Origin of the sequence: Nostoc sp. FACHB-133, assembly GCF_014698055.1 — a bacterium.
In the GTDB taxonomy this organism is placed as follows: Bacteria; Cyanobacteriota; Cyanobacteriia; order Cyanobacteriales; family Nostocaceae; genus Nostoc.
Genome location: NZ_JACJSH010000003.1, coordinates 101,864 through 120,321, shown reverse-complemented (window position 1 = coordinate 120,321; position 18,458 = coordinate 101,864). Strand labels below are relative to the sequence as shown.

Genomic DNA, 18,458 nt, shown 5'->3' with positions numbered 1-18,458 from the left:
CCTGCCCCCTTCTCCCCTTCCCCCTATGGGTAGATTTTTTTATAGTTAATGTTTCTTTCCGTGGGGATTTTGTAAAAGATGGACACATAAAGGTGAAAATCGAGACAGAATTATTTCTTGCTTCATCCTTATTGTGCTTGACTCATGAATGTTTCTCTGGCTAAGGATCTGTCTGTTTATCAACTGGTTATGGGAGTGCAAGTGCCTCCAAAACCATTGTCCCTCAGTCCTGCGACTCTGCTATCACTGGTGAGAGCGCAAATTGACTTACTAATTGAGCAGCAAATTGCAGCCACTTTATGGGTGAAGCTACCACCAGAAAAAATTTGGCAATCAGAATTAGCGCGTTACCAATCCTCAGTGGGTGCGTCTAGTATTATCTATACTTGCCAGGTTGACGAGAATGAAAAACAGAGAGATGAGGAAGCAGAGAGCAGAGAGCAGGGAGCAGGGAGCAGTGAGCAGGGGGAAAATTCCTCTCCTTTGCACTCTTCCCCCCTCCCCTCTGCCTCATCCCCCTCATCTGCTCATCATGTCACCGTTCACCTGCCACCAGATAGCCAACTGCGACGGGAAAACTTTTTGATGGTTTTATCGCCCCAGTTTTGTAGTTTAATTTTGGCTCATCGACCACTCAAAAAACGCAAGAATCAAACATCGGGGAAGGTAAATACTAATAAAAATCAGCCATTGCTGATTATCACTACTGTTGAGGGGAGAGTAATTCAGCAAGTATTAAATGGTATCCAAAAAGCGATATCTAACGATCATCTGCCAGGTGTCTACGCGCCAGAATCATCGCCAATTGTACCTGCTGATTTTATTTGTCCAACGATGCCGGAAGCGGCAACGATGAGTCAACTGTTTACAAAACAACTCCTGCGACAGGATGAAATTAATCGCCAAATCATCACAGCCCGCACTACCAAGTTGCAGCAGATAAATCAAGAACTGCACAACAAAGAACAATTCCAAGATGAATATCTGAAAAATCTCTGTCAGGAACTGCGTATACCCCTGACGCATATCAAAACAGCACTTTCGTTATTGAATTCTCCTAATCTCAAACCTACGCAGCGACAACGTTATTTACAGATGTTAAATGCCCAGTGCGATCAACAAAATTCTCTAATTACAGGTTTGTTGGAACTGGTGCAACTAGAACGTAATTTGGAGGGGATGGTTTTGGAGTCGGTGCGGCTCTCAGAGATCGTACCTGGAGTAGTCAGTACATACCAACCTTTAGCCCAAGAAAAAGGGATTATGCTAGCCTACACTGTACCCACCGAACTCCCATCTATTTGGTGTGTGAGTGGTGGGCTGAGGCAGATTGTAATTAATCTGCTGCACAATAGCATTAAGTTTACTCCTAATGGGGGTGAAGTATGGGTGCGTGCCCGTCTTCAAGGCGATTATGTCCAATTAGAATTCCGCGATACAGGTATTGGTATTGCCGAAAGCGAGATTGCTAAAATCTTTGAGCGATTTTATCGTGTGCGTACAGGATCTACAGAAGATTATGCTGGTGCTGGGTTGGGATTAACAATAGTACAGCAATTGCTGCTGCGCTGTGGGGGATCTATTTCTGTAAAAAGTAAATTATATGAAGGTTCCACATTTACAGTGCAACTGGCAATTGTTGGCGATGCCCCAAGAACGATCGCAATAGAACATGAGTGATCAGTTATGATTATCCTCTAAGTTAACTTTGTGGTGCTATGCAACTTTGCTTAAGAGGTTGTTTAAAAAGTATTTGGCTGTGATTTTAGACACTTATTGATCCCCCCTAACCCCTCTTTTTAAGCCTATCCATTATAAACATCTTTCTTAATATTTGAAAGGTTTGCACCATAAGGCTTGAAAGCCTGGGTTCACAAACTGTAACAATCCTTTTTGACAGGCTTATTGATAATTACAAATTCAAAAATCCAAGCATAGTAAGGATTGGAGCAATTGCTCACAAAAGTGTTGAGAAAGATCCGGGTAATGGAAAGCTAGATTTAGCGCCCAAGTTACAACGTCCTCTATCTCTGTGGAATCCTTTGGATTATCTACACCTGCTGTATTGGGTATTTTTCTTTCCCCAAGCTTTGCGATGGTATGTGGATAAATTCGGAGGTGGGTATATTCCTAAAGACGAAATGAATTGGCGCAAAGGATGGGAATTATTGCGTCAAAATGCTATCCAACATCAGTTACTTTTCCAAGGATTAGTTTTAACAGTAATTACATCTCTAGCTATAGATTTAATTTTTTAGGCAGTAAACATTCCCCTTAACTGGTTCGGTGTGGCGACAGCCGTGGCGCGATGTGTGGCATTCGGCGTGGCAGGAGCTGTGCCGGAAGCTGTGGCAGGAGGCGTGGCGTTCGCCGTGCCGGGAAATGTGGTGGGAACTGTGGTGGGAACTGTGGTGGGAACTGTGGCAGGAGGCATGGCGTTTGGCGTGGCGTTTGGCGGACTAATTTCGGCGATCGCATTTGTTACTTCGGGGTTCGCATTTGTTACTTCAGGATTCGCATTTGTTACTTCAGCGATCGCATTTGCTATTTCGGAGTTCGCATTTGTTACTTCGGGATTCGCATTTGCTATTTCGGGGTTCGCATTTGCTATTTCGGGGTTCGCATTTGCTATTTCGGGGTTCGCATTTGCTATTTCGGGGTTCGCATTTGCTATTTCGGGGTTCGCATTTGCTATTTCGGGGTTCGCATTTGCTATTTCGGGGTTCGCATTTGCTATTTCGGGGTTCGCATTTGCTATTTCGGGGTTCGCATTTGTTACTTCGGGATTCGCATTTGTTACTTCAGCGATCGCATTTGCTATTTCGGCGATCGCATTTGTTACTTCGGCGTTCGCATTTGTTATTTCAGCTACAGCATTTGTTATTCCAGCGATCGCATTTGCTATTTCAGCGATCGCATTTGCTATTCTCAGAGCTTATCTTCTCAAACTCCGAGGGTCAAGAGCATCTCTAAGTCCATCACCGAGTAAGTTGAATGCTAGTACTGTGAGAATAATTAGCACAGCCGGCGGCCAAATTAACCAAGGTTGCAGTACCAAAATTGAAGCATTGCTAGCTAGAGAAAGCATATTGCCCCAAGAGGGGTCTGGTTGTTGAATTCCCAAGCCGATGAGACTTAGTATCGCCTCTGCGCCAATAAAGCTGGGAATTGCAAGAGTAGCAGAGATAACTACATAACTAGCCGTTTGCGGCAAGACGTGGCGGAGGATTATATAAAGTGGGTTTGCGCCCATCGCGCGTGAAGCTTGGACAAATTCTCGCTCTTTAATTGATAGTACCTGTCCCCGAATTACCCGTGCTAAACCAGCCCAGCTAATAACCGAAGTAATCACCACGATCAGCAAAAAGCGCTGGGTACTGCTTAAACCAGGTGGTAAGACTGCTCCCAAAGTTAGCAAAAGATAAATACTAGGGAAAGTCATTAGCACTTCTGCCAAGCGCATAATGACGCTATCAGTCACACCGCCGAAATAGCCGGAAATTCCACCGATGAGCAAACCGAGGGGATAGGTAATGATAATGCCAAAAATCCCGATAAACATACTGATGCGACCGCCATGTAAGAGGCGACTAAATTGGTCGCGGCTTTGGTCATCAGTACCTAAGATATTGACTTTTGCGTCAGTTGTTGTGCCAAATAAATGCCAATTTAAGGGAATACCAGGAAAGATTGTGACTTCATCCCACTTGGGGGGTAGTGGCAAACTCATCTGCAACAATCGGTATTCTGGCCCGGAAACAAATAGACGCACAGGTGATGGCTTTTTGAAGTCTACAATGAGTTGGCGATCGCCTGTTTCTAAATTCGTGTCTCCCTGAGTTGTGGGATAAACATGGGGCCCGATAAACTGTCCTGATTGAGAAACCCAGTGTATTTGAGTTGGTGGCAGCAGTGAACCATTAGGCTGTGAGGCATAAGGGTCATAAGGAGCCACGAAATCTGCTGCAATTACTGCTATGTAGAAAATCAAAAGCAAAATTGCCCCAAATTGTGCCAAAGGATTTTTCTTTAGTCGTCGCCACCAATCCATAGTAGTTAGGAGTTATAAGTTATGAGTTTATGAGTTATTAAAGTCTTATCTTAATTCATAACTCATCATTCTCAACTTCCCACTACACACTCCTAATTCCTGTACAGACACAGATTTTTCGCGTCTCTCCTAACTCTCAACTCCCCACTCCTAACTTCTCTAAATACTTCTGCTGTTCTTGCTGTTGTTTTTCATGTTCTACAACAAACACGTTTGAGTAGAGATTAGCGAGAATTTGTTTGCCCTGTTGTGTCAATGATAAGTAATGCAGCCCTTCTTGGATATAGGGATAGACACCATTCCAGTAAAACTTAGCGTAGTTATTCCGTAAATCGGCAGGGGTTTTATAGCCTAAAACTTTATTTACACCAGTTTCTTCAAACTCGTAAAATAAAGAAGTAATTTTTTTCAGATAACGTGGGTCGCTTAGTTGACCAATCAAATCAGCAGCCCGGACTAAACCAGCAAAGCACTTTGTATCTTGATGATCTTCTGCCGCAGGCACGGGAAATCGTGTCAGTTCAATATTGCTCTTAATTGCCTCAGCATCTATTAACTTGTGACCTCCAAAACGCTCATCAATAAAAAGCTTGGCTCTATCAACATGATATGGCGTGAGACTGGCATCAGAAGCGCCAGGAGCTACAGAAACCATTTTGCCATTTTTACCTGTGGAATATAAGCCTACTGCTTCTTGGTCTAGTCGGCAAACTCCCTTAACGTAGCCAATATCATGGCTGACTAAGGAAATAATACAATGCAACCAGTCTTCACTGGAAACACCGCCTTCTCTGATGTGTTTGCCACGTAATATTTCTTGCCCCACAAGGGTGACAAGGACAGTGTGTTCAACGTTGTGATAAAGGGCATCGCTATTGGCAATGTTTTCCAAAGCCATGTTACCAGCCCAGGCGATAATGTCTTGATAATCATTTTTGAAGCAGCCATAAGTGCGACGGTAGCCTTCTCTAATTTCATTTACAAAGGCATCAATTAAAATTTCAGTGGCATTGAACATATCTGGTGACTCTGGTAAATATCAATTATTTATTGATTTGATTGATTGATTTCAAAATTCCACTATCAGGATCGCCCTGGCTGGAATTTAAGGTAATGGAGTTTGCTCATTTGTAACTCACGTGTAGCTGTAGACGCTAGCTTGAACTATCCCTGGATGTACGACTTCCTGACAAAACAAAGGCTTGAGAAGAATTAGTATTTGCGTAGATAAAAGGTTTTGCTGGTTCAATAAAATACATTGATAGTTCAGATTTTAATTAAATAATTCTAGATTAGCTTTATCAGTTTTTCATATATAAGCATTGGTTGACGGTGATCTAAATGGGTATATTGTGTGATTTAGAGTAGATAGATGAAATGAAATAATTTCTTGTATCATTATCTACAGAAAGGATTCAAGTAGTTGATAGCAGTAATTTTTCTTAGCAAAGAAGTTCTATTATATACGGTTGCAAATAAAAGACATTTACTATGAAATGCGTCATAGTTGATGGGAAGTAAATAAATTTCAAGTTTTCTTAAGAAAATACCAATATTGGTATGCATAGACAGAAAGTGGAGGTCGGACTGTGAGCGATGAAAGTATTTCAAAAATCGAGGTGGAAGAACCTATAACCTCTGAGGATGCTAGCTTTTTGAACAAATCAGAGCAAAAATCAACTAGGGCATGGTTGAAGCCATTATTTTTGGGTGCTGGTTTAGGAATTGCGATCGCCTTTGGTGGAATGAGTGTATTAAGTCATCTTCCATCCCGCCAAAAAAGCGCGGTAGCAGATAAAAAAATTAACCCATCAATGACAGTTACCATCGCCACAGTAGAAGCCGCCCGTGTTGTGCGTACTCTTAAAACTACTGGAACTGTTGCCGCACGTGATTTAATTCCGGTTTTACCACAGACAAACGGTTTACAAATCAAAAGTATCCCTGAAGATGTGAAAGAAGGGGTTTTTGTCAAAAAAGGTCAAGTTTTGGCGGTGTTGGATGGTTCCATACTGCAAAGCCAAATTAGCCAAGCAAAGGCAGATGTCGAATCAAAACAAGCCGATGTGGAATCAAAACAGGCAGATTTGGCATCCAGACAGGCAGATTTGGCATCAAATAAAGCCATAGTCCAGCAAAAACAAGCAGATTTAGCTCAAGCGAAGGCAAAGCTAGAAGAAGCCGCCAAAAATTATCAGCGCTATCAACAACTGGCTGATTCTGGAACCATTAGTAAGCAAGAACTTGATACTCGTTCCTACGCTGTAAAAACTGCCATACAAGTTGTGAATCTATCCCAAGAAAACCTGCGTAGTGCCCAGGCCAATATCGGTAGCGCTCAGGCTAATATTAGTAACGCTCAAGCTATTATCAACAAAGCCAAAGCTGATGTCCGCAGCAGTGCCGCTAGGGTGCAACAACTACAAACTCAGTTGGAACAAACTGTAGTGCGTGCGCCGGTTTCTGGAGTGATCGCGGAGAAACTGGCCAGAGTCGGTGATGTGACTGGTGTACCGCCGCAAACACAGGTAGGAACCGTGATTGGTGGCACACAAAAGCTATTTTCGATTATCCGAGATGAAAAGTTAGAACTTCAGGCGAAGGTTCCTGAAATTCAATTAAATCAGGTGAAAATTGGCGCATCTGTGCAAATTACTTCCGATGTCGATCAGCGCGTGCGATCGCAAGGACGAGTCAGAGAGATCCAACCACAGGTTAACGATCAAAGGCGAGAGGCTACAGTCAAAATTGACTTACCCCCAACAACTTTACTTAAACCAGGAATGTTTGCGAATGCTGCAATTACTACTAACTCAGGGATGGCGATGGTAGTGCCGCAAAAAGCAGTCCAATCTCAAGCAGATGGAAGTGTAATTGTATTCACCTTATCAAGTGGAGATATAGTTCGCAGCCAGAAAGTGGACTTAGAAAATCCTACAAACGGCGACAAAGTAGAAATCAAAAGTGGTTTGCAATTAGGCGATCGCATCGTAGTTGATGGTGCAGGATATCTCAAAGATGGTGATAAGGTTCGAGTTGCAAATTGAAGGGAATGGGGAATGGGGAATGGGAAATGGGGAATGGGGAATGGGAAATAGACGCGATGTGCGACTTATTCTTAAAACCCCACTTCCATTCCTCTCCCCGAAAGGTCGATAGGCTTTGATTATTGCTCCCCTTCCCTTGTAGGGAAGGGGTTGGGGGTTAGGTCTGAGAGAAAGTTGCACACGGCGTAAACAGGGAATGACAAATGACCAATGACTAATGACCAATGACTAATGACTAATGACTAATGACCAATGACTAATGACAAATCTAAAATCTAAAATTTTCTCATGTCTTTTAATATCTCAGCTTGGTCAATTAAAAAACCTGTTCCTACGATAGTTTTATTTTTAATTTTGACGGTTGTGGGTTGGTTCTCCTTTTTATCCTTGGGGATTGATACTAACCCAAATATTGATGTCCCAACAGTTTCGATCAAAGTCACCCAACCAGGTGCAGGCCCAGCCGAACTAGAATCCCAAGTGACGAAAAAAATTGAAGATGCCGTCGCGGGGTTGGGTAATATCGATTACATGATTTCCACCGTCAGCGATGGGAATTCTAAGACGACAATCAATTTTGTTTTGGGCACAGATAGCGATCGCGCCACCAATGATGTCCGCAATGCGATCGCTCAAATTCGCCAAGATTTACCCCAAGAGATTAACGATCCAATTGTGGAACGTCTGGACTTTGCCGGCGGCCCGGTGATTACTTACGCAGTTAAATCAGATAAGCGTTCTGTAGAAGAATTAAGCAATATTGTCGATCAAACCATTAGCCGCGCCTTGTTGGGAGTTCGTGGTGTCGCCCAAATTCAACGTGTGGGTGGAGTTGACCGAGAAATTCGGATTAACCTGAATCCCAGCCGCTTACAATCTCTGGGTATCACCGCCACTCAGGTAAACGACCAAATCCGCGATTTAAACATTAACTTACCTGGCGGACGGGCCGAAGTCGGTGGTAGCGAACAAAGTATCCGCACATTAGGAAGTGCCGCCAGTGTGGATATTTTGAAAACCTACGAAATTCTTTTACCACAAGGGGGTTCAGTACCCTTATCCAGTTTGGGAACTATAGAAGATAAATTTGGTGATGTGCGCCAAGCCGCTACCTTAAATAATCAACCTGTGGTAGCTTTCCAAGTGTTGCGTAGTACTGGCAGCGTTCTGGTGACAGTAGAACAAGGAATTAAAGCAGCAGTCAAAGAACTAGAAAAAACACTTCCCGCAGATGTCAAACTAGATTTGATTTTTACTAGAGCCGATGTTGTTCGCCAATCTTACCAAAGCACCATTGATGAATTAATTCAAGCTTCGGTGCTGGCTGTCATCGTTATTTTAGTATTTTTGCGGGACTGGCGAGCAACATTAATTACGGCTGTTGCCTTACCCTTGTCAATAATTCCCACCTTCGCAGTGCAGCAAGCCCTTGGTTACACCCTCAACAACATGACTTTGTTGGCATTAGCGCTGGCGGTGGGCAACTTGGTAGATGATGCCGTGGTAGAAATTGAAAACATGGAACGGCATATCGCTATGGGCAAATCAGCTTGGGATGCTGCTTTTGAATCTGCCGACGAAGTAGGATTAGCGGTAATCGCAAGTTCAGCAACCATTATTGCCGTGTTTATGCCCGTTGCTTTTATGGGTGGGATTCCGGGGCAATTTTTCCAACCATTTGGTGTTACCGTTGCCGTTTCCACAATTTTCTCAACTCTTGTCGCGCGGATGGTTACGCCGATGATGGGGGCGTATCTTTTGAAGGAAGAGGGGAGTGGAGAGGCAGGGGAGCATACTTCGACTGCGCTCAGTAACCGGGGGAGCAGGGGAGCAGGGGGAGTAATAAGATTGTTTAATTTCAAGTTTGCACTCCCAAGTAGAAAGCAGGGAAACAAAACACTCAGAACTGAAAATCGTCGGGGGTTTCAACCTTATAGATCGTTATTACAATGGGCGTTACGCCATAGATTGACCACAATGGCGATCGCTTTAGCTTTCTTCATTGCCAGTCTGATGCTGGTTCCTTTAATTCCCAAGGGTTTCGTTGATGATGGCGACTTTGGGATTTCTAACGTATCTATAGAATTACCTCCTGGTTCGACATTAGAAGATGTTAATAAGGTAGTTACACAAGCGACTAACCTCATCCGGGAAAATCCAGTCGTTGAACGTGTATTAGCAACCGAAGAGATCAATTCTGCAAATCTGGCAATTAATCTCAAACCCAGAGAAGAACGAAATATTTCCCAAAAACAGTTTGAGGAACAAGTACGCCCTACCTTTGAGCAAATACCAGGAGCTAGAATTAGTTTTCAAAGTCAGTCACCAGGAGATAGTCGGAAAGGTTTATCAATTGTTCTCAGGAGTGAAAATCCCGAAGCATTGAATCAAGCAGCTGATGCCTTAGAAAAGCAAATGCGATCGCTACCAGGATTGGTAGAAGTGTCTTCGACTGCGAGTTTGGTTAAACCAGAGATTTTAGTAATTCCTAACCCACAACGGGCAGCAGATTTGGGAGTGACAGTACAAGCGATCGCTCGGACAGCTTCTCTTGCCACCATCGGCGATAATGAGGCCAACTTGGCAAAATTTAATTTAAGCGATCGGCAAATCCCCATTCGCGTGCAAATCGATCCAAAAGTCCGGGCTGACATTAACACAATCACCAATCTCCAAGTCCCCAATCAAAATGGCAAATTGATTCCCCTCGTGGCTGTTGCAGATATCCGTTTTGGTAGTGGCCCTGCTACCATCAACCGTTACGATCGCGCCCGTCAAGTTGCCGTAGAAGCCAATTTGCAAGGGATTTCTTTGGGAGAGGCTGTAGAAACAATCAACAAACTACCTGTAATGCAAAACTTACCGCCAGGGGTAGTACAGCAACCCTCTGGTAGTGCCAAAATTATGCAAGAGATTTTTGGGCGCTTTGGTGGCGCGTTGGGGCTGGCATTAATGTGTATCTATGCGATTCTGGTGTTGCTGTATAACAACTTTCTGCATCCATTATCGATTATGGCGGCCTTGCCTTTTTGTTTAGGCGGCGCACTAGTAGCCTTGATGGTTGCTCAAAAGCCATTGGGGATATATGCCTTAATTGGTATCGTGTTGCTGTTAGGGATTGTCACCAAAAACTCGATTCTGTTGGTGGACTATACAATCATCAACATGCAAGAAGGCAAAACTCAGCGTCAGGCACTCGTAGAAGCTGGCGTGTCACGTCTGCGTCCGATTTTAATGACTTCTCTGGCAACGATCGCTGGGATACTGCCCCTAGCATTAGGAATTGGCGCAGGTTCTGAAGTTCGGCAACCAATGGGAATTGCCATTATGGGCGGTTTCACAACTTCCACCCTGCTGACACTGGTAGTAGTGCCAGTGATATTTAGCTACATTGACAACTTCCAAACTTGGATTATGGATAGATTGCGCTATGGCTTTGGTAAGAAACCATCGCGTTAATAAAAATAATAAAGACGCGATAAATCCTCAATAATCAAAGACGCGATAAATCGCCGTCTCTACAAAAGATTGATTGTAGAGACGGCGATTTATCGCGTCTTCTTAACTATTGTGCGATCGCATTTACCAGTGGGAATCATAACAAACAGATTTACCACAGTAAATAACCAATGGCTTACCAAAACATTACAGGCTCCCTTACCCCAGCAGATATCCAAGAAATTAAAGCAGCCTTTGCGATTATCCAAGCAAAGTTGCCTTTTCTGGTGACTCTGAGTGTAGAAAAACGACGCAAGTTATTTAAAGCCACAGCAACATCAGCGCACAAATCATTGAGTACTGCATAAAAAATCCAAGTAGCATACACTTGCATTTGCACGCCATTAATGCCACCAACCAACAGATAAGACATCAAAAAAAGCTGCTACTGGGCGATGAGTAAATGCTTCCACTACCATCAGCATCTTTCCCCCTAATAACTGCCCCTGTTTTTTGTTGAAGTTGTCCCAAATGTTTTTTGACTGCTTCTAAGGTTGAGGCATCCGCAATCCATACTGCATTGAACGATGATGCTACTGATACCCGCATTGGTGCAACTTCATTTTTGTTTTTCTTGGCTGCTAGACGCTCTATTACTTGCTCAAACAGCTTGATAAACAGGTCTGATGGCAGGCTCTCCAAACGTTGAGGTCGGGCTTGCCGACTCACAGATATTGCCTCTGCCCACAATAATCCTTCAACTTCTAGGCAGCGCAACACATCTGTGAAATGCTGTATTTGTCTATACACTAAACTCAATACTATTGCTGCCATCACGGGTAGGGTTAGTACTCGCGCTCGCAAATTCCGCTCTTTGTCTTTTATATCTTTGAGATTGGCAAATGTCTCTGGACTTAATAGCTCAATCAACCTTGATTCTATCTCTTAGCTTGTTGGGGCTGGGCAAGTTACCCGATGTCGAAAATCTGGATTTCCTTGTTTTTTGCGTGGCTTACTCATGCCTATTCTCAACACCTTTATGTTGAGTTTAACCATTGAGTTTTACCCACTTGACAAGTTTCTATTTTTCTTAACTTGACACCAATGGCTTTCTGGCCCACCCCACAAGAAGGTTAGAAATAATTAAGAACTTTTTGCTAGTAGCGAATTCGCGGATCTACATAAGCATTTAAAATATCAATTAAAATGCTGGCGCTGACAACGATCGCACCAAAAAAGACTAGCACTCCCTGGACTGTGGGATAATCACGATCGGCGATCGCTTGATAGAGTCGATTCGCTAACCCAGGCCAAGAAAATGTCACTTCTGTCAAAATCGCCCCACCTAACAGAGAGGCAAAAGTTAATCCCAACACTGTAATTACTGGAATTAGAGCATTCTTTAAGGCATGGGAGGCTAAAATCTTATTTTCACCAATACCTCTGGCTCTAGCTGCTTCTACATAATCAGCTTGCAAGGTTTGTTTTAAATTCACTCGCACAATTCGCTCAAAAATCCCACTCAGCAAAATTCCCAAAGTCAGACTCGGTAGGGCAAGATGGTGCAAAGATGTGAAAAACTGGGTGAGATTTCCACCGAGTAAGCTATCAAGTGTATACAATCCCGTAACAGGAGTGGGAGCCGGAAGATTAGGTGGAAAGCGGTTGGAATTGGGAAACCAACCCAGTTGGACTGAGAAAATCAACTGCAAAAGCATTCCCGCCCAAAACATAGGGAGTGCGTAGGTGATAATCCCAAACAAGCGCCCACCAACATCAAAATATGTCCCAGGACGAGAAGCTGAAAGAGTCCCAACCGCAATTCCGACGATGAGTGCAACCGCCATACTACATACTGCTAACTCCACCGTCGCCGGGAAATATTGCCCAATTATGTCCCAAACATTCTGTCCGCGACTCATTAAAGATGTTCCCAAGTCAAAGCGCAGTATGCTTCCCAAATAATTGAGATATTGTAGCCACAAAGGAAAGTTTAAACCTAGTTGTTTCCGCAATTCTTCTTTTGCAGCTTCCGGCGCACGTCCACCGAGAATTGCATCTGCGGGATCTCCTGGTGTTGCTCTTAATAAGAGAAAGACAATGGTGATAATTGTTAATAGCTGAAGTGGTGCAAGAAGCAACCGAGAAACTATGTAATATTGTAAAGCTTTAGAGCGAGACATATTTTAGTTATTTGTTATTTGTCATTTGCCATTTATTTTTACAAATGACAAATGACAGAGGACTAATGACTACTTTTTAATTGTCTGGTAAACCAGAATTTGGGTTGGGTTAAGTTGTACGCTGTTCACACCTTTTTGGGCAAATACATAGTCTTTGCTTTGCCATAAGGGAACATAAGGTACATCAGCAGTTACTTGCTTTTGAATTTCTCCAAAAATTTTCTGACGCGCTTCAGGATTTAGTTCTTTTCGTTGTTGATCAATCAGTTTATTCATCGCTTCGTTATAGTAGAACGAACCCTGAGTTTGACTGCCTCCATCTTCACATCCTTTAACAACTGAACCTTTGTCACAAGACAAAAATGGCTGGACGTAATTATCTGGATCTAAAAAGTCTGGATACCAATCAAGTAAAGCTCCTGGATATAATCCTTTGGCAATGTCTTTAAAAAATGTCGGGCCTTCAGCAGGGGTAACTTCAAATTGCAGAATTCCATCCATTTTGGCATCTACAAGAGATTTGAGCGTCTGTGCTGCCAAACTACGAGTAGGCGAACTAGAAGGATACCAAATTTGGATTTTTGCTGGATTTTCTTTCGAGAAACCAGCTGTAGTTAACAATTTTTTAGCTTGATCAAAGTTAGCATCGCCATAAGCATCTTTGAATAATGGCACAGAAACATTAAATGTTGTGGGAATCATGCTATAAAGCGGATCTGCTTGACCAAGTAAGGCCCGCTCATTTAAGAGTGGACGGTCAATTATTGACGCGATCGCTTGTCTGACTTCTAATTTATCTAAAGGCTTTTGATTCCGGTTCAATACCAGATAGCTTACTACACTACCTTCAGCTGCGATCGCTTGCCAATCCCCTTTTTTACCACCTTCTTCTAAGCTCCGATTTTGATCTGGCTGTAGCGATAGATAAGCCACATCTACAGCGCCTGTACGGAAAGCATTAAACAAATTAACCGGACTAGTTTGAATTTGGAGGTTAACACCTTTGTTAGCTGGTTTTTCTCCCCAATATTTATCAAACGTATCAAATCTTATTGAATCAGTACCATACTGCGCTAACTTGTAAGGGCCAGTTCCCACAAAAATATTCGGCTTAAATTTACCAGCACCGAGTTCGTAAGCTTTTGGCGAAACTGCACATACCCCAGGAAACGCTAGCAGTGAAGGAAAGGCTGCAAATGGCTTTTTCAGCTTAATGGTTAACTCATACTCACTTGTACTTTTTACCGAATCTACTATATCACCTAGTAAGAATGAAGGTTTTCCTTTATTTTGAATAAAGCGGTTGATGGTAAACGCCATTGCTTCGGCGTTGAAAGGAGTCCCATCGTGAAAAACAACTCCCTGACGTAAGGGAATGGTATAAGTTAAGGCATCTTGACTGACCTTAGGTAATGCTGTAGCAAGCTGGGGCTTAATTTCCGTACTACCTGGTTCGTAGGTGTAGAGGCGATCGCTCATATTAAACACCAAACCCAAGGATGCTAACTCATAAGCATCAGCTGGATCAAGGGTTCTCGGCTTTGCTGTTGTACCTATAGTAATACGGCCATCACCTGTAGGGCTATTTACAGAACCTGATGGTGGCGTAGAAGGCTGTGGACGAGGAGCGCAACTAACAACTAAAAATAAGCATAGACAGAACAAAGATAGGAATTTTGTAATCCGACCCCACCGTTGCACGGACAAGGAAAACCAGGTCATACAGTTAAATTTCATGTAATCAGAAGTCAGTGATCATACTATATATTTGCTAGTTTTATAGAAAACTTTACAATTAATTACTACTCTAGATAGTTTTTCTAGAGGATTTTGCTCGAATAGATAAATTTATGTGTATTCAGGATGATTAAGTAAAAATAATTAAATGCTTACTATAATATGTAGAACTTTATCTCATCATAATACTTCAAACTTTTAAATTAACTGTTCCGAATTGGGAGAAGTAGAGTCAAGAGAAGAGTAGTTTAATATAAAAATTTCTTTCCCCTTATATCGTTCGCCTTTCAAGTTATCTTGCTTACTTCTCCCATTTTTTTGATCGTCACTTCTACTAATTGTATAATTCCATTCTTTGTCGTGTATTTCCAATGCCCATTCATATAGATTTCTAATTGCGTTGCTATTGTCGTAAGTTAGAAGAAATTTTATTTTTTCCTTATATCTATTTAATATTTGGCATAGCCTGAAATGATCGTCTTTAGAAAATGAATGAGCATAAAGTTTATCTTGATCTGCATTGAAATAAGGAGGATCAATAAATAAAAAAGATCCATTAGGTACAGATTCGATAACTTCTTCAAAATCGAGATTAGTAATTTTAACGTTTTGAAGTTTCTCTGAAGTTCGACGTATGTTTCTGGGCCAATTCTCTGGACGCATACTGTATTTGTCACCATATCCCCAATAACAGTTTTGATGCTTCATAATCCCAGAGTAGGAGGTTCTGTTAAGGTAAAACCATCTACCAGCTTGTTCTAATTTATTTTGTGGAATGAATTCATTTTTGTAATATGTATGTCTTTCTTTCGTGGCGGATTCCCCTGCTAAAAATTTGATTAATTCTTCTGGTTGATCTCGAATTGTTAATAAGGTATTTATTAATAATTCATCAATATCATTGAGCCAATTAATATTTACTTTATCTTTTACAAAAAAAATAGAACCACCCCCGGCAAAAGGTTCAACATAATAAGAGTGAGAAGGAATATGATTAAGAATCAAATGTCGAGCATAAAATTTGCCACCAGGATATCTAAATGGTGAGTTTATCGGTTTGTCCATAGTTATCTAAAATATTCCTAATGTTATGCTTGGCATTTAGTATCCAAAGCATACATTAAATTTATTGTAAAATGAGTAACAAAATACAACTATTAGCTGAATATTTAAATATGCAATCTTGTCATTTTTTGTACTGAGCTAAATTCAATACAAAGAATAATTTATTTTTATTAAAATTGAGTAATAATAATTTAAACACCTTTGATTTAAATTATTATTAGTTATACATAATTAACAAATAATCTACGATATCGTAATCGTAAACAGCAGATTGAAAGTTTAATAGTGAGACTAACAACGTGAAGTATTTCTTTCTATCTGAGGGATGGGCAGTTGCTAGAGTCTGGGCATCTGATGGACTCTGGCAAGTAACTGCATGGCGACGGCAACCAGATATTCAGCGAATGAATATTTGTTTAGTGGAAGAAAACGAATTGCTATGGCTTTATCGAGTTGAAGAAGCCATTTTAACCATAGAAGTGAAACCGACAATACCAGTCACAGCCGCTACTACCATAGGTCAAGTAGTACTCAAGCGTTTGATGAGTTCTGAACAGGTAATTGAACGTTTAAACACAGCTGAGGCGAAGTGCCAACTGCAAAATATCCATTTGGTGGTTCAGTAGGATCGGTATTGGGTATTGGGTATTGGGTATTGGGTATTGGGCATGGGCAAGAGGACAAGGGGAAAGACTTGTTTCAAGTTCTCACCTCTTGTCCCCTTGTCCCCTTGTCTCCCCTGCCTCCTTTCTCCCCGCCCCCCTCATAAAGTTAAAGATAAGTAAGATAAGTAAATTTAATCTCCAAGAGGGATTGGTAGCGAAAAAACTTTGAGATGCTACGCGATCGCATCAATTTACACGCTTGCAAACAATTCCATCAATAGTTACACTTTTTAAAACATTCTCATTTTTTGCTTGGCGGTGGCTACCCTACAAGGTAAACCTCCCGAAGCGAGTAAGCATTGTCAAAGCACCCACGCTGTCTGACTTATAAGACTAACTGTGGTAGTACTCTGGCTCTGGCAATAACAAAAAACAAGAGAGAGTTTTCTGAGTGGCGAATTTCGTTCCTTAGAATCTCAGTAAGAAAATTGCTTTGTAAACTAACTCATCGAGGAGGAGCGTAGTCGATGGGACTACCCTGGTACCGAGTACATACAGTCGTTCTGAATGATCCAGGGCGACTGATTTCTGTACACCTGATGCACACAGCTTTAGTAGCAGGCTGGGCTGGTTCGATGGCACTCTACGAACTGGCTGTTTATGACCCTAGCGATCCAATTCTCAATCCGATGTGGCGGCAAGGGATGTTCGTCCTACCCTTCATGTCGCGTTTGGGCGTTACCCAATCTTGGGGTGGTTGGAACGTTACTGGTGGCCCAGCAAGTGATCCTGGCTTTTGGTCATTTGAAGGCGTTGCTGCGGCTCACATTGTTCTTTCCGGTCTTTTATTCCTAGCTGCCGTATGGCATTGGGTTTACTGGGATTTGGAACTCTTTAGAGATCCCCGCACTGGTGAACCTGCTCTAGACTTGCCAAAAATGTTTGGCATTCACCTGTTCTTATCTGGTCTACTTTGTTTTGGCTTTGGTGCTTTTCACGTCACCGGACTATTTGGGCCGGGGATATGGGTTTCTGATGCTTATGGTATAACTGGGGCTGCCCAGGGAGTAGCACCGGAATGGGGCCCAGATGGTTTTAACCCATATAACCCTGGTGGCATTGCGGCTCACCACATTGCGGCTGGTGTTGTTGGTATTATTGCAGGGTTATTCCACCTCACAGTTAGACCCCCTGAACGGCTCTACAAAGCCCTACGGATGGGGAACATTGAAACAGTACTTTCTAGCAGTATTGCAGCAGTCTTCTTTGCTGCTTTCGTTGTTGCTGGTACTATGTGGTACGGAAACGCTGCCACTCCCATCGAATTGTTTGGGCCTACCCGTTACCAATGGGATCAAGGCTACTTCCGTCAAGAAATTCAGCGCCGCGTCCAAACTGACGTTGCTCAAGGTGCAACCCTTGACCAAGCTTGGTCGCAGATTCCTGAAAAACTAGCTTTCTATGATTACGTCGGTAATAGCCCCGCTAAAGGCGGTCTATTCCGTACAGGGCCGATGGTGAAGGGTGATGGTATTGCCCAATCTTGGCAAGGTCACGCTGTATTCAAAGATTCTGAAGGACGGGAATTGACCGTGCGTCGTCTCCCCAACTTCTTTGAAACCTTCCCAGTAATTTTGACCGATGCTGATGGAATTGTCCGCGCTGACATTCCCTTCCGTCGGGCAGAATCAAAGTATAGCTTCGAGCAATCTGGTGTCACCGTCAGCTTCTATGGTGGCGATCTGAATGGTAAAACCTTTACAGAACCAGCTGATGTGAAGAAGTATGCCCGTAAAGCTCAAGGTGGCGAAATCTTTGAATTTGACCGCGAAACCTTGAACTCTGATGGTGTATTCCGCACCAGTCCTAGAGGTTGGTTTACCTTTGGACACGCTGTATTTGCTCTGCTGTTCTTCTTTGGTCATCTCTGGCATGGCTCTCGGACAATCTACCGAGATGTATTTGCCGGTGTTGATGCGGATCTAGAAGAGCAAGTTGAATGGGGGCTGTTCCAGAAAGTGGGTGACAAGTCAACCCGCCGGAAGGAAGCCCTTTAAGATACTGGGGACTGGGGACTGGGGACTGGCAAGACTTTTCCAAATCCCCAATACCCAGTACCTAATCCCTAATCCCTAATCCCTCATTAACTAGCTGGATAGGCAGGTATTCATAATATGGAAAGCGTTGCGTACATCTTGATTTTTACTCTGTGTATAGGTACTATCTTTTTTGCGATCGCATTTCGCGAACCCCCTCGCTTTGAGAAACCAAAAGATAAGTAGATCCTAATTACCAGACCTTTAGCTGATTTAAAGAAGTTAGTATCCGTTGC

The 18,458-nt window shown here is 42.6% G+C and carries 16 protein-coding genes; 9 read left to right on the top strand and 7 right to left on the bottom strand.

Annotated elements, in window-relative coordinates; translation table 11 throughout:
• The first annotated feature begins 144 nt into the window (after window positions 1-144).
• Both H6G86_RS03875 and H6G86_RS03870 read left to right on the top strand, forming a co-directional pair.
• A complete protein-coding gene (locus H6G86_RS03875) occupies window positions 145-1,680 on the top strand; it encodes a DICT sensory domain-containing protein (protein WP_190933199.1) in 1,536 nt (511 codons plus the stop codon).
• A 362-nt stretch (window positions 1,681-2,042) separates the two neighbouring features.
• Window positions 2,043-2,258: a hypothetical protein gene (locus H6G86_RS03870; RefSeq protein ID WP_199338150.1), complete on the top strand. Its 216-nt coding sequence runs from the start codon at window positions 2,043-2,045 to the stop codon at window positions 2,256-2,258.
• On the opposite strand, the gene H6G86_RS03865 is transcribed toward H6G86_RS03870, so the two are convergent.
• On the bottom strand, window positions 2,255-2,434 hold the full coding sequence (locus H6G86_RS03865) for a hypothetical protein (protein WP_190933198.1): 180 nt from the start codon (window positions 2,432-2,434) through the stop codon (window positions 2,255-2,257). The two genes, H6G86_RS03870 and H6G86_RS03865, sit on opposite strands and share 4 nt — an antisense overlap.
• Before the next feature lie 65 nt (window positions 2,435-2,499).
• Here H6G86_RS03865 and H6G86_RS03860 point away from each other — a divergent pair, with 65 nt between their 5' ends.
• Window positions 2,500-2,973, top strand: coding sequence for a hypothetical protein (locus tag H6G86_RS03860; RefSeq protein ID WP_190933197.1), 474 nt, complete (start codon window positions 2,500-2,502; stop codon window positions 2,971-2,973).
• Here H6G86_RS03860 and H6G86_RS03855 read toward each other — a convergent pair.
• Window positions 2,936-4,051 carry an ABC transporter permease gene (locus H6G86_RS03855; RefSeq protein ID WP_190933196.1) on the bottom strand — a complete coding sequence of 372 codons (1,116 nt, stop codon included), beginning with the start codon at window positions 4,049-4,051 and terminating at the stop codon, window positions 2,936-2,938. The genes H6G86_RS03860 and H6G86_RS03855 overlap by 38 nt on opposite strands.
• Window positions 4,052-4,187: 136 nt before the next feature.
• A complete protein-coding gene (locus tag H6G86_RS03850; RefSeq protein WP_012409034.1) occupies window positions 4,188-5,069 on the bottom strand; it encodes an Npun_R2479 family HD domain-containing metalloprotein in 882 nt (293 codons plus the stop codon).
• A 571-nt stretch (window positions 5,070-5,640) separates the two neighbouring features.
• Between H6G86_RS03850 and H6G86_RS03845 the strand changes: the two genes are divergently transcribed.
• The 3 genes from H6G86_RS03845 (at window position 5,641) to H6G86_RS03835 (ending at window position 10,904) form a co-directional block, all read left to right on the top strand.
• The gene (locus H6G86_RS03845; protein ID WP_190933195.1) at window positions 5,641-7,098 is read left to right on the top strand and encodes an efflux RND transporter periplasmic adaptor subunit; all 1,458 of its coding nucleotides are present in this window, start codon (window positions 5,641-5,643) and stop codon (window positions 7,096-7,098) included.
• A gap of 288 nt (window positions 7,099-7,386) precedes the next feature.
• Complete coding sequence (locus tag H6G86_RS03840; RefSeq protein WP_190933194.1) at window positions 7,387-10,557, top strand: efflux RND transporter permease subunit; 3,171 nt, start codon at window positions 7,387-7,389, stop codon at window positions 10,555-10,557.
• 170 nt (window positions 10,558-10,727) lie between these two features.
• Window positions 10,728-10,904, top strand: a complete 177-nt coding sequence (locus H6G86_RS03835; RefSeq protein WP_190933351.1) for a hypothetical protein — start codon at window positions 10,728-10,730, stop codon at window positions 10,902-10,904.
• A 64-nt stretch (window positions 10,905-10,968) separates the two neighbouring features.
• Here H6G86_RS03835 and H6G86_RS03830 read toward each other — a convergent pair whose 3' ends face one another.
• From H6G86_RS03830 to H6G86_RS03815, 4 genes are all read right to left on the bottom strand, one after another.
• Entirely contained in the window at window positions 10,969-11,466 is a 498-nt protein-coding gene (locus H6G86_RS03830; RefSeq protein ID WP_242064677.1) for a hypothetical protein, read from the bottom strand.
• Window positions 11,467-11,693: 227 nt separating this feature from the next.
• The gene (locus H6G86_RS03825; protein WP_190933193.1) at window positions 11,694-12,719 is read right to left on the bottom strand and encodes an ABC transporter permease; all 1,026 of its coding nucleotides are present in this window, start codon (window positions 12,717-12,719) and stop codon (window positions 11,694-11,696) included.
• Between the two features lie 69 nt (window positions 12,720-12,788).
• Window positions 12,789-14,441: an ABC transporter substrate-binding protein gene (locus tag H6G86_RS03820; protein WP_190933192.1), complete on the bottom strand. Its 1,653-nt coding sequence runs from the start codon at window positions 14,439-14,441 to the stop codon at window positions 12,789-12,791.
• Between the two features lie 213 nt (window positions 14,442-14,654).
• Window positions 14,655-15,521, bottom strand: coding sequence for a DNA adenine methylase (locus H6G86_RS03815; RefSeq protein ID WP_190933191.1), 867 nt, complete (start codon window positions 15,519-15,521; stop codon window positions 14,655-14,657).
• A gap of 299 nt (window positions 15,522-15,820) precedes the next feature.
• On the opposite strand from H6G86_RS03815, the gene H6G86_RS03810 reads away from it, so the two are divergent.
• The 3 genes from H6G86_RS03810 (at window position 15,821) to H6G86_RS03800 (ending at window position 18,408) form a co-directional block, all read left to right on the top strand.
• Window positions 15,821-16,147: a hypothetical protein gene (locus H6G86_RS03810; RefSeq protein WP_190933190.1), complete on the top strand. Its 327-nt coding sequence runs from the start codon at window positions 15,821-15,823 to the stop codon at window positions 16,145-16,147.
• Window positions 16,148-16,653: 506 nt separating this feature from the next.
• Complete coding sequence (psbB, locus tag H6G86_RS03805; RefSeq protein WP_190933189.1) at window positions 16,654-18,183, top strand: photosystem II chlorophyll-binding protein CP47; 1,530 nt, start codon at window positions 16,654-16,656, stop codon at window positions 18,181-18,183.
• A gap of 117 nt (window positions 18,184-18,300) precedes the next feature.
• A complete protein-coding gene (locus H6G86_RS03800) occupies window positions 18,301-18,408 on the top strand; it encodes a photosystem II reaction center protein T (RefSeq protein WP_012409025.1) in 108 nt (35 codons plus the stop codon).
• The last annotated feature ends 50 nt before the right edge of the window (window positions 18,409-18,458 follow it).

Excerpts from the sequence above, each read along its gene's own strand:
- H6G86_RS03875 (WP_190933199.1), top strand. The coding sequence starts at position 145 with ATGAATGTTTCTCTGGCTAAGGATCTGTCTGTTTATCAACTGGTTATG.
- H6G86_RS03865 (WP_190933198.1), bottom strand. The coding sequence starts at position 2,434 with ATGCCTCCTGCCACAGTTCCCACCACAGTTCCCACCACAGTTCCCACC.
- H6G86_RS03855 (WP_190933196.1), bottom strand. The coding sequence starts at position 4,051 with ATGGATTGGTGGCGACGACTAAAGAAAAATCCTTTGGCACAATTTGGG.
- H6G86_RS03850 (WP_012409034.1), bottom strand. The coding sequence starts at position 5,069 with ATGTTCAATGCCACTGAAATTTTAATTGATGCCTTTGTAAATGAAATT.
- H6G86_RS03840 (WP_190933194.1), top strand. The coding sequence starts at position 7,387 with ATGTCTTTTAATATCTCAGCTTGGTCAATTAAAAAACCTGTTCCTACG.
- H6G86_RS03835 (WP_190933351.1), top strand. The coding sequence starts at position 10,728 with ATGGCTTACCAAAACATTACAGGCTCCCTTACCCCAGCAGATATCCAA.
- H6G86_RS03825 (WP_190933193.1), bottom strand. The coding sequence starts at position 12,719 with ATGTCTCGCTCTAAAGCTTTACAATATTACATAGTTTCTCGGTTGCTT.
- H6G86_RS03820 (WP_190933192.1), bottom strand. The coding sequence starts at position 14,441 with ATGACCTGGTTTTCCTTGTCCGTGCAACGGTGGGGTCGGATTACAAAA.
- H6G86_RS03815 (WP_190933191.1), bottom strand. The coding sequence starts at position 15,521 with ATGGACAAACCGATAAACTCACCATTTAGATATCCTGGTGGCAAATTT.
- psbB (WP_190933189.1), top strand. The coding sequence starts at position 16,654 with ATGGGACTACCCTGGTACCGAGTACATACAGTCGTTCTGAATGATCCA.
- H6G86_RS03800 (WP_012409025.1), top strand. The coding sequence starts at position 18,301 with ATGGAAAGCGTTGCGTACATCTTGATTTTTACTCTGTGTATAGGTACT.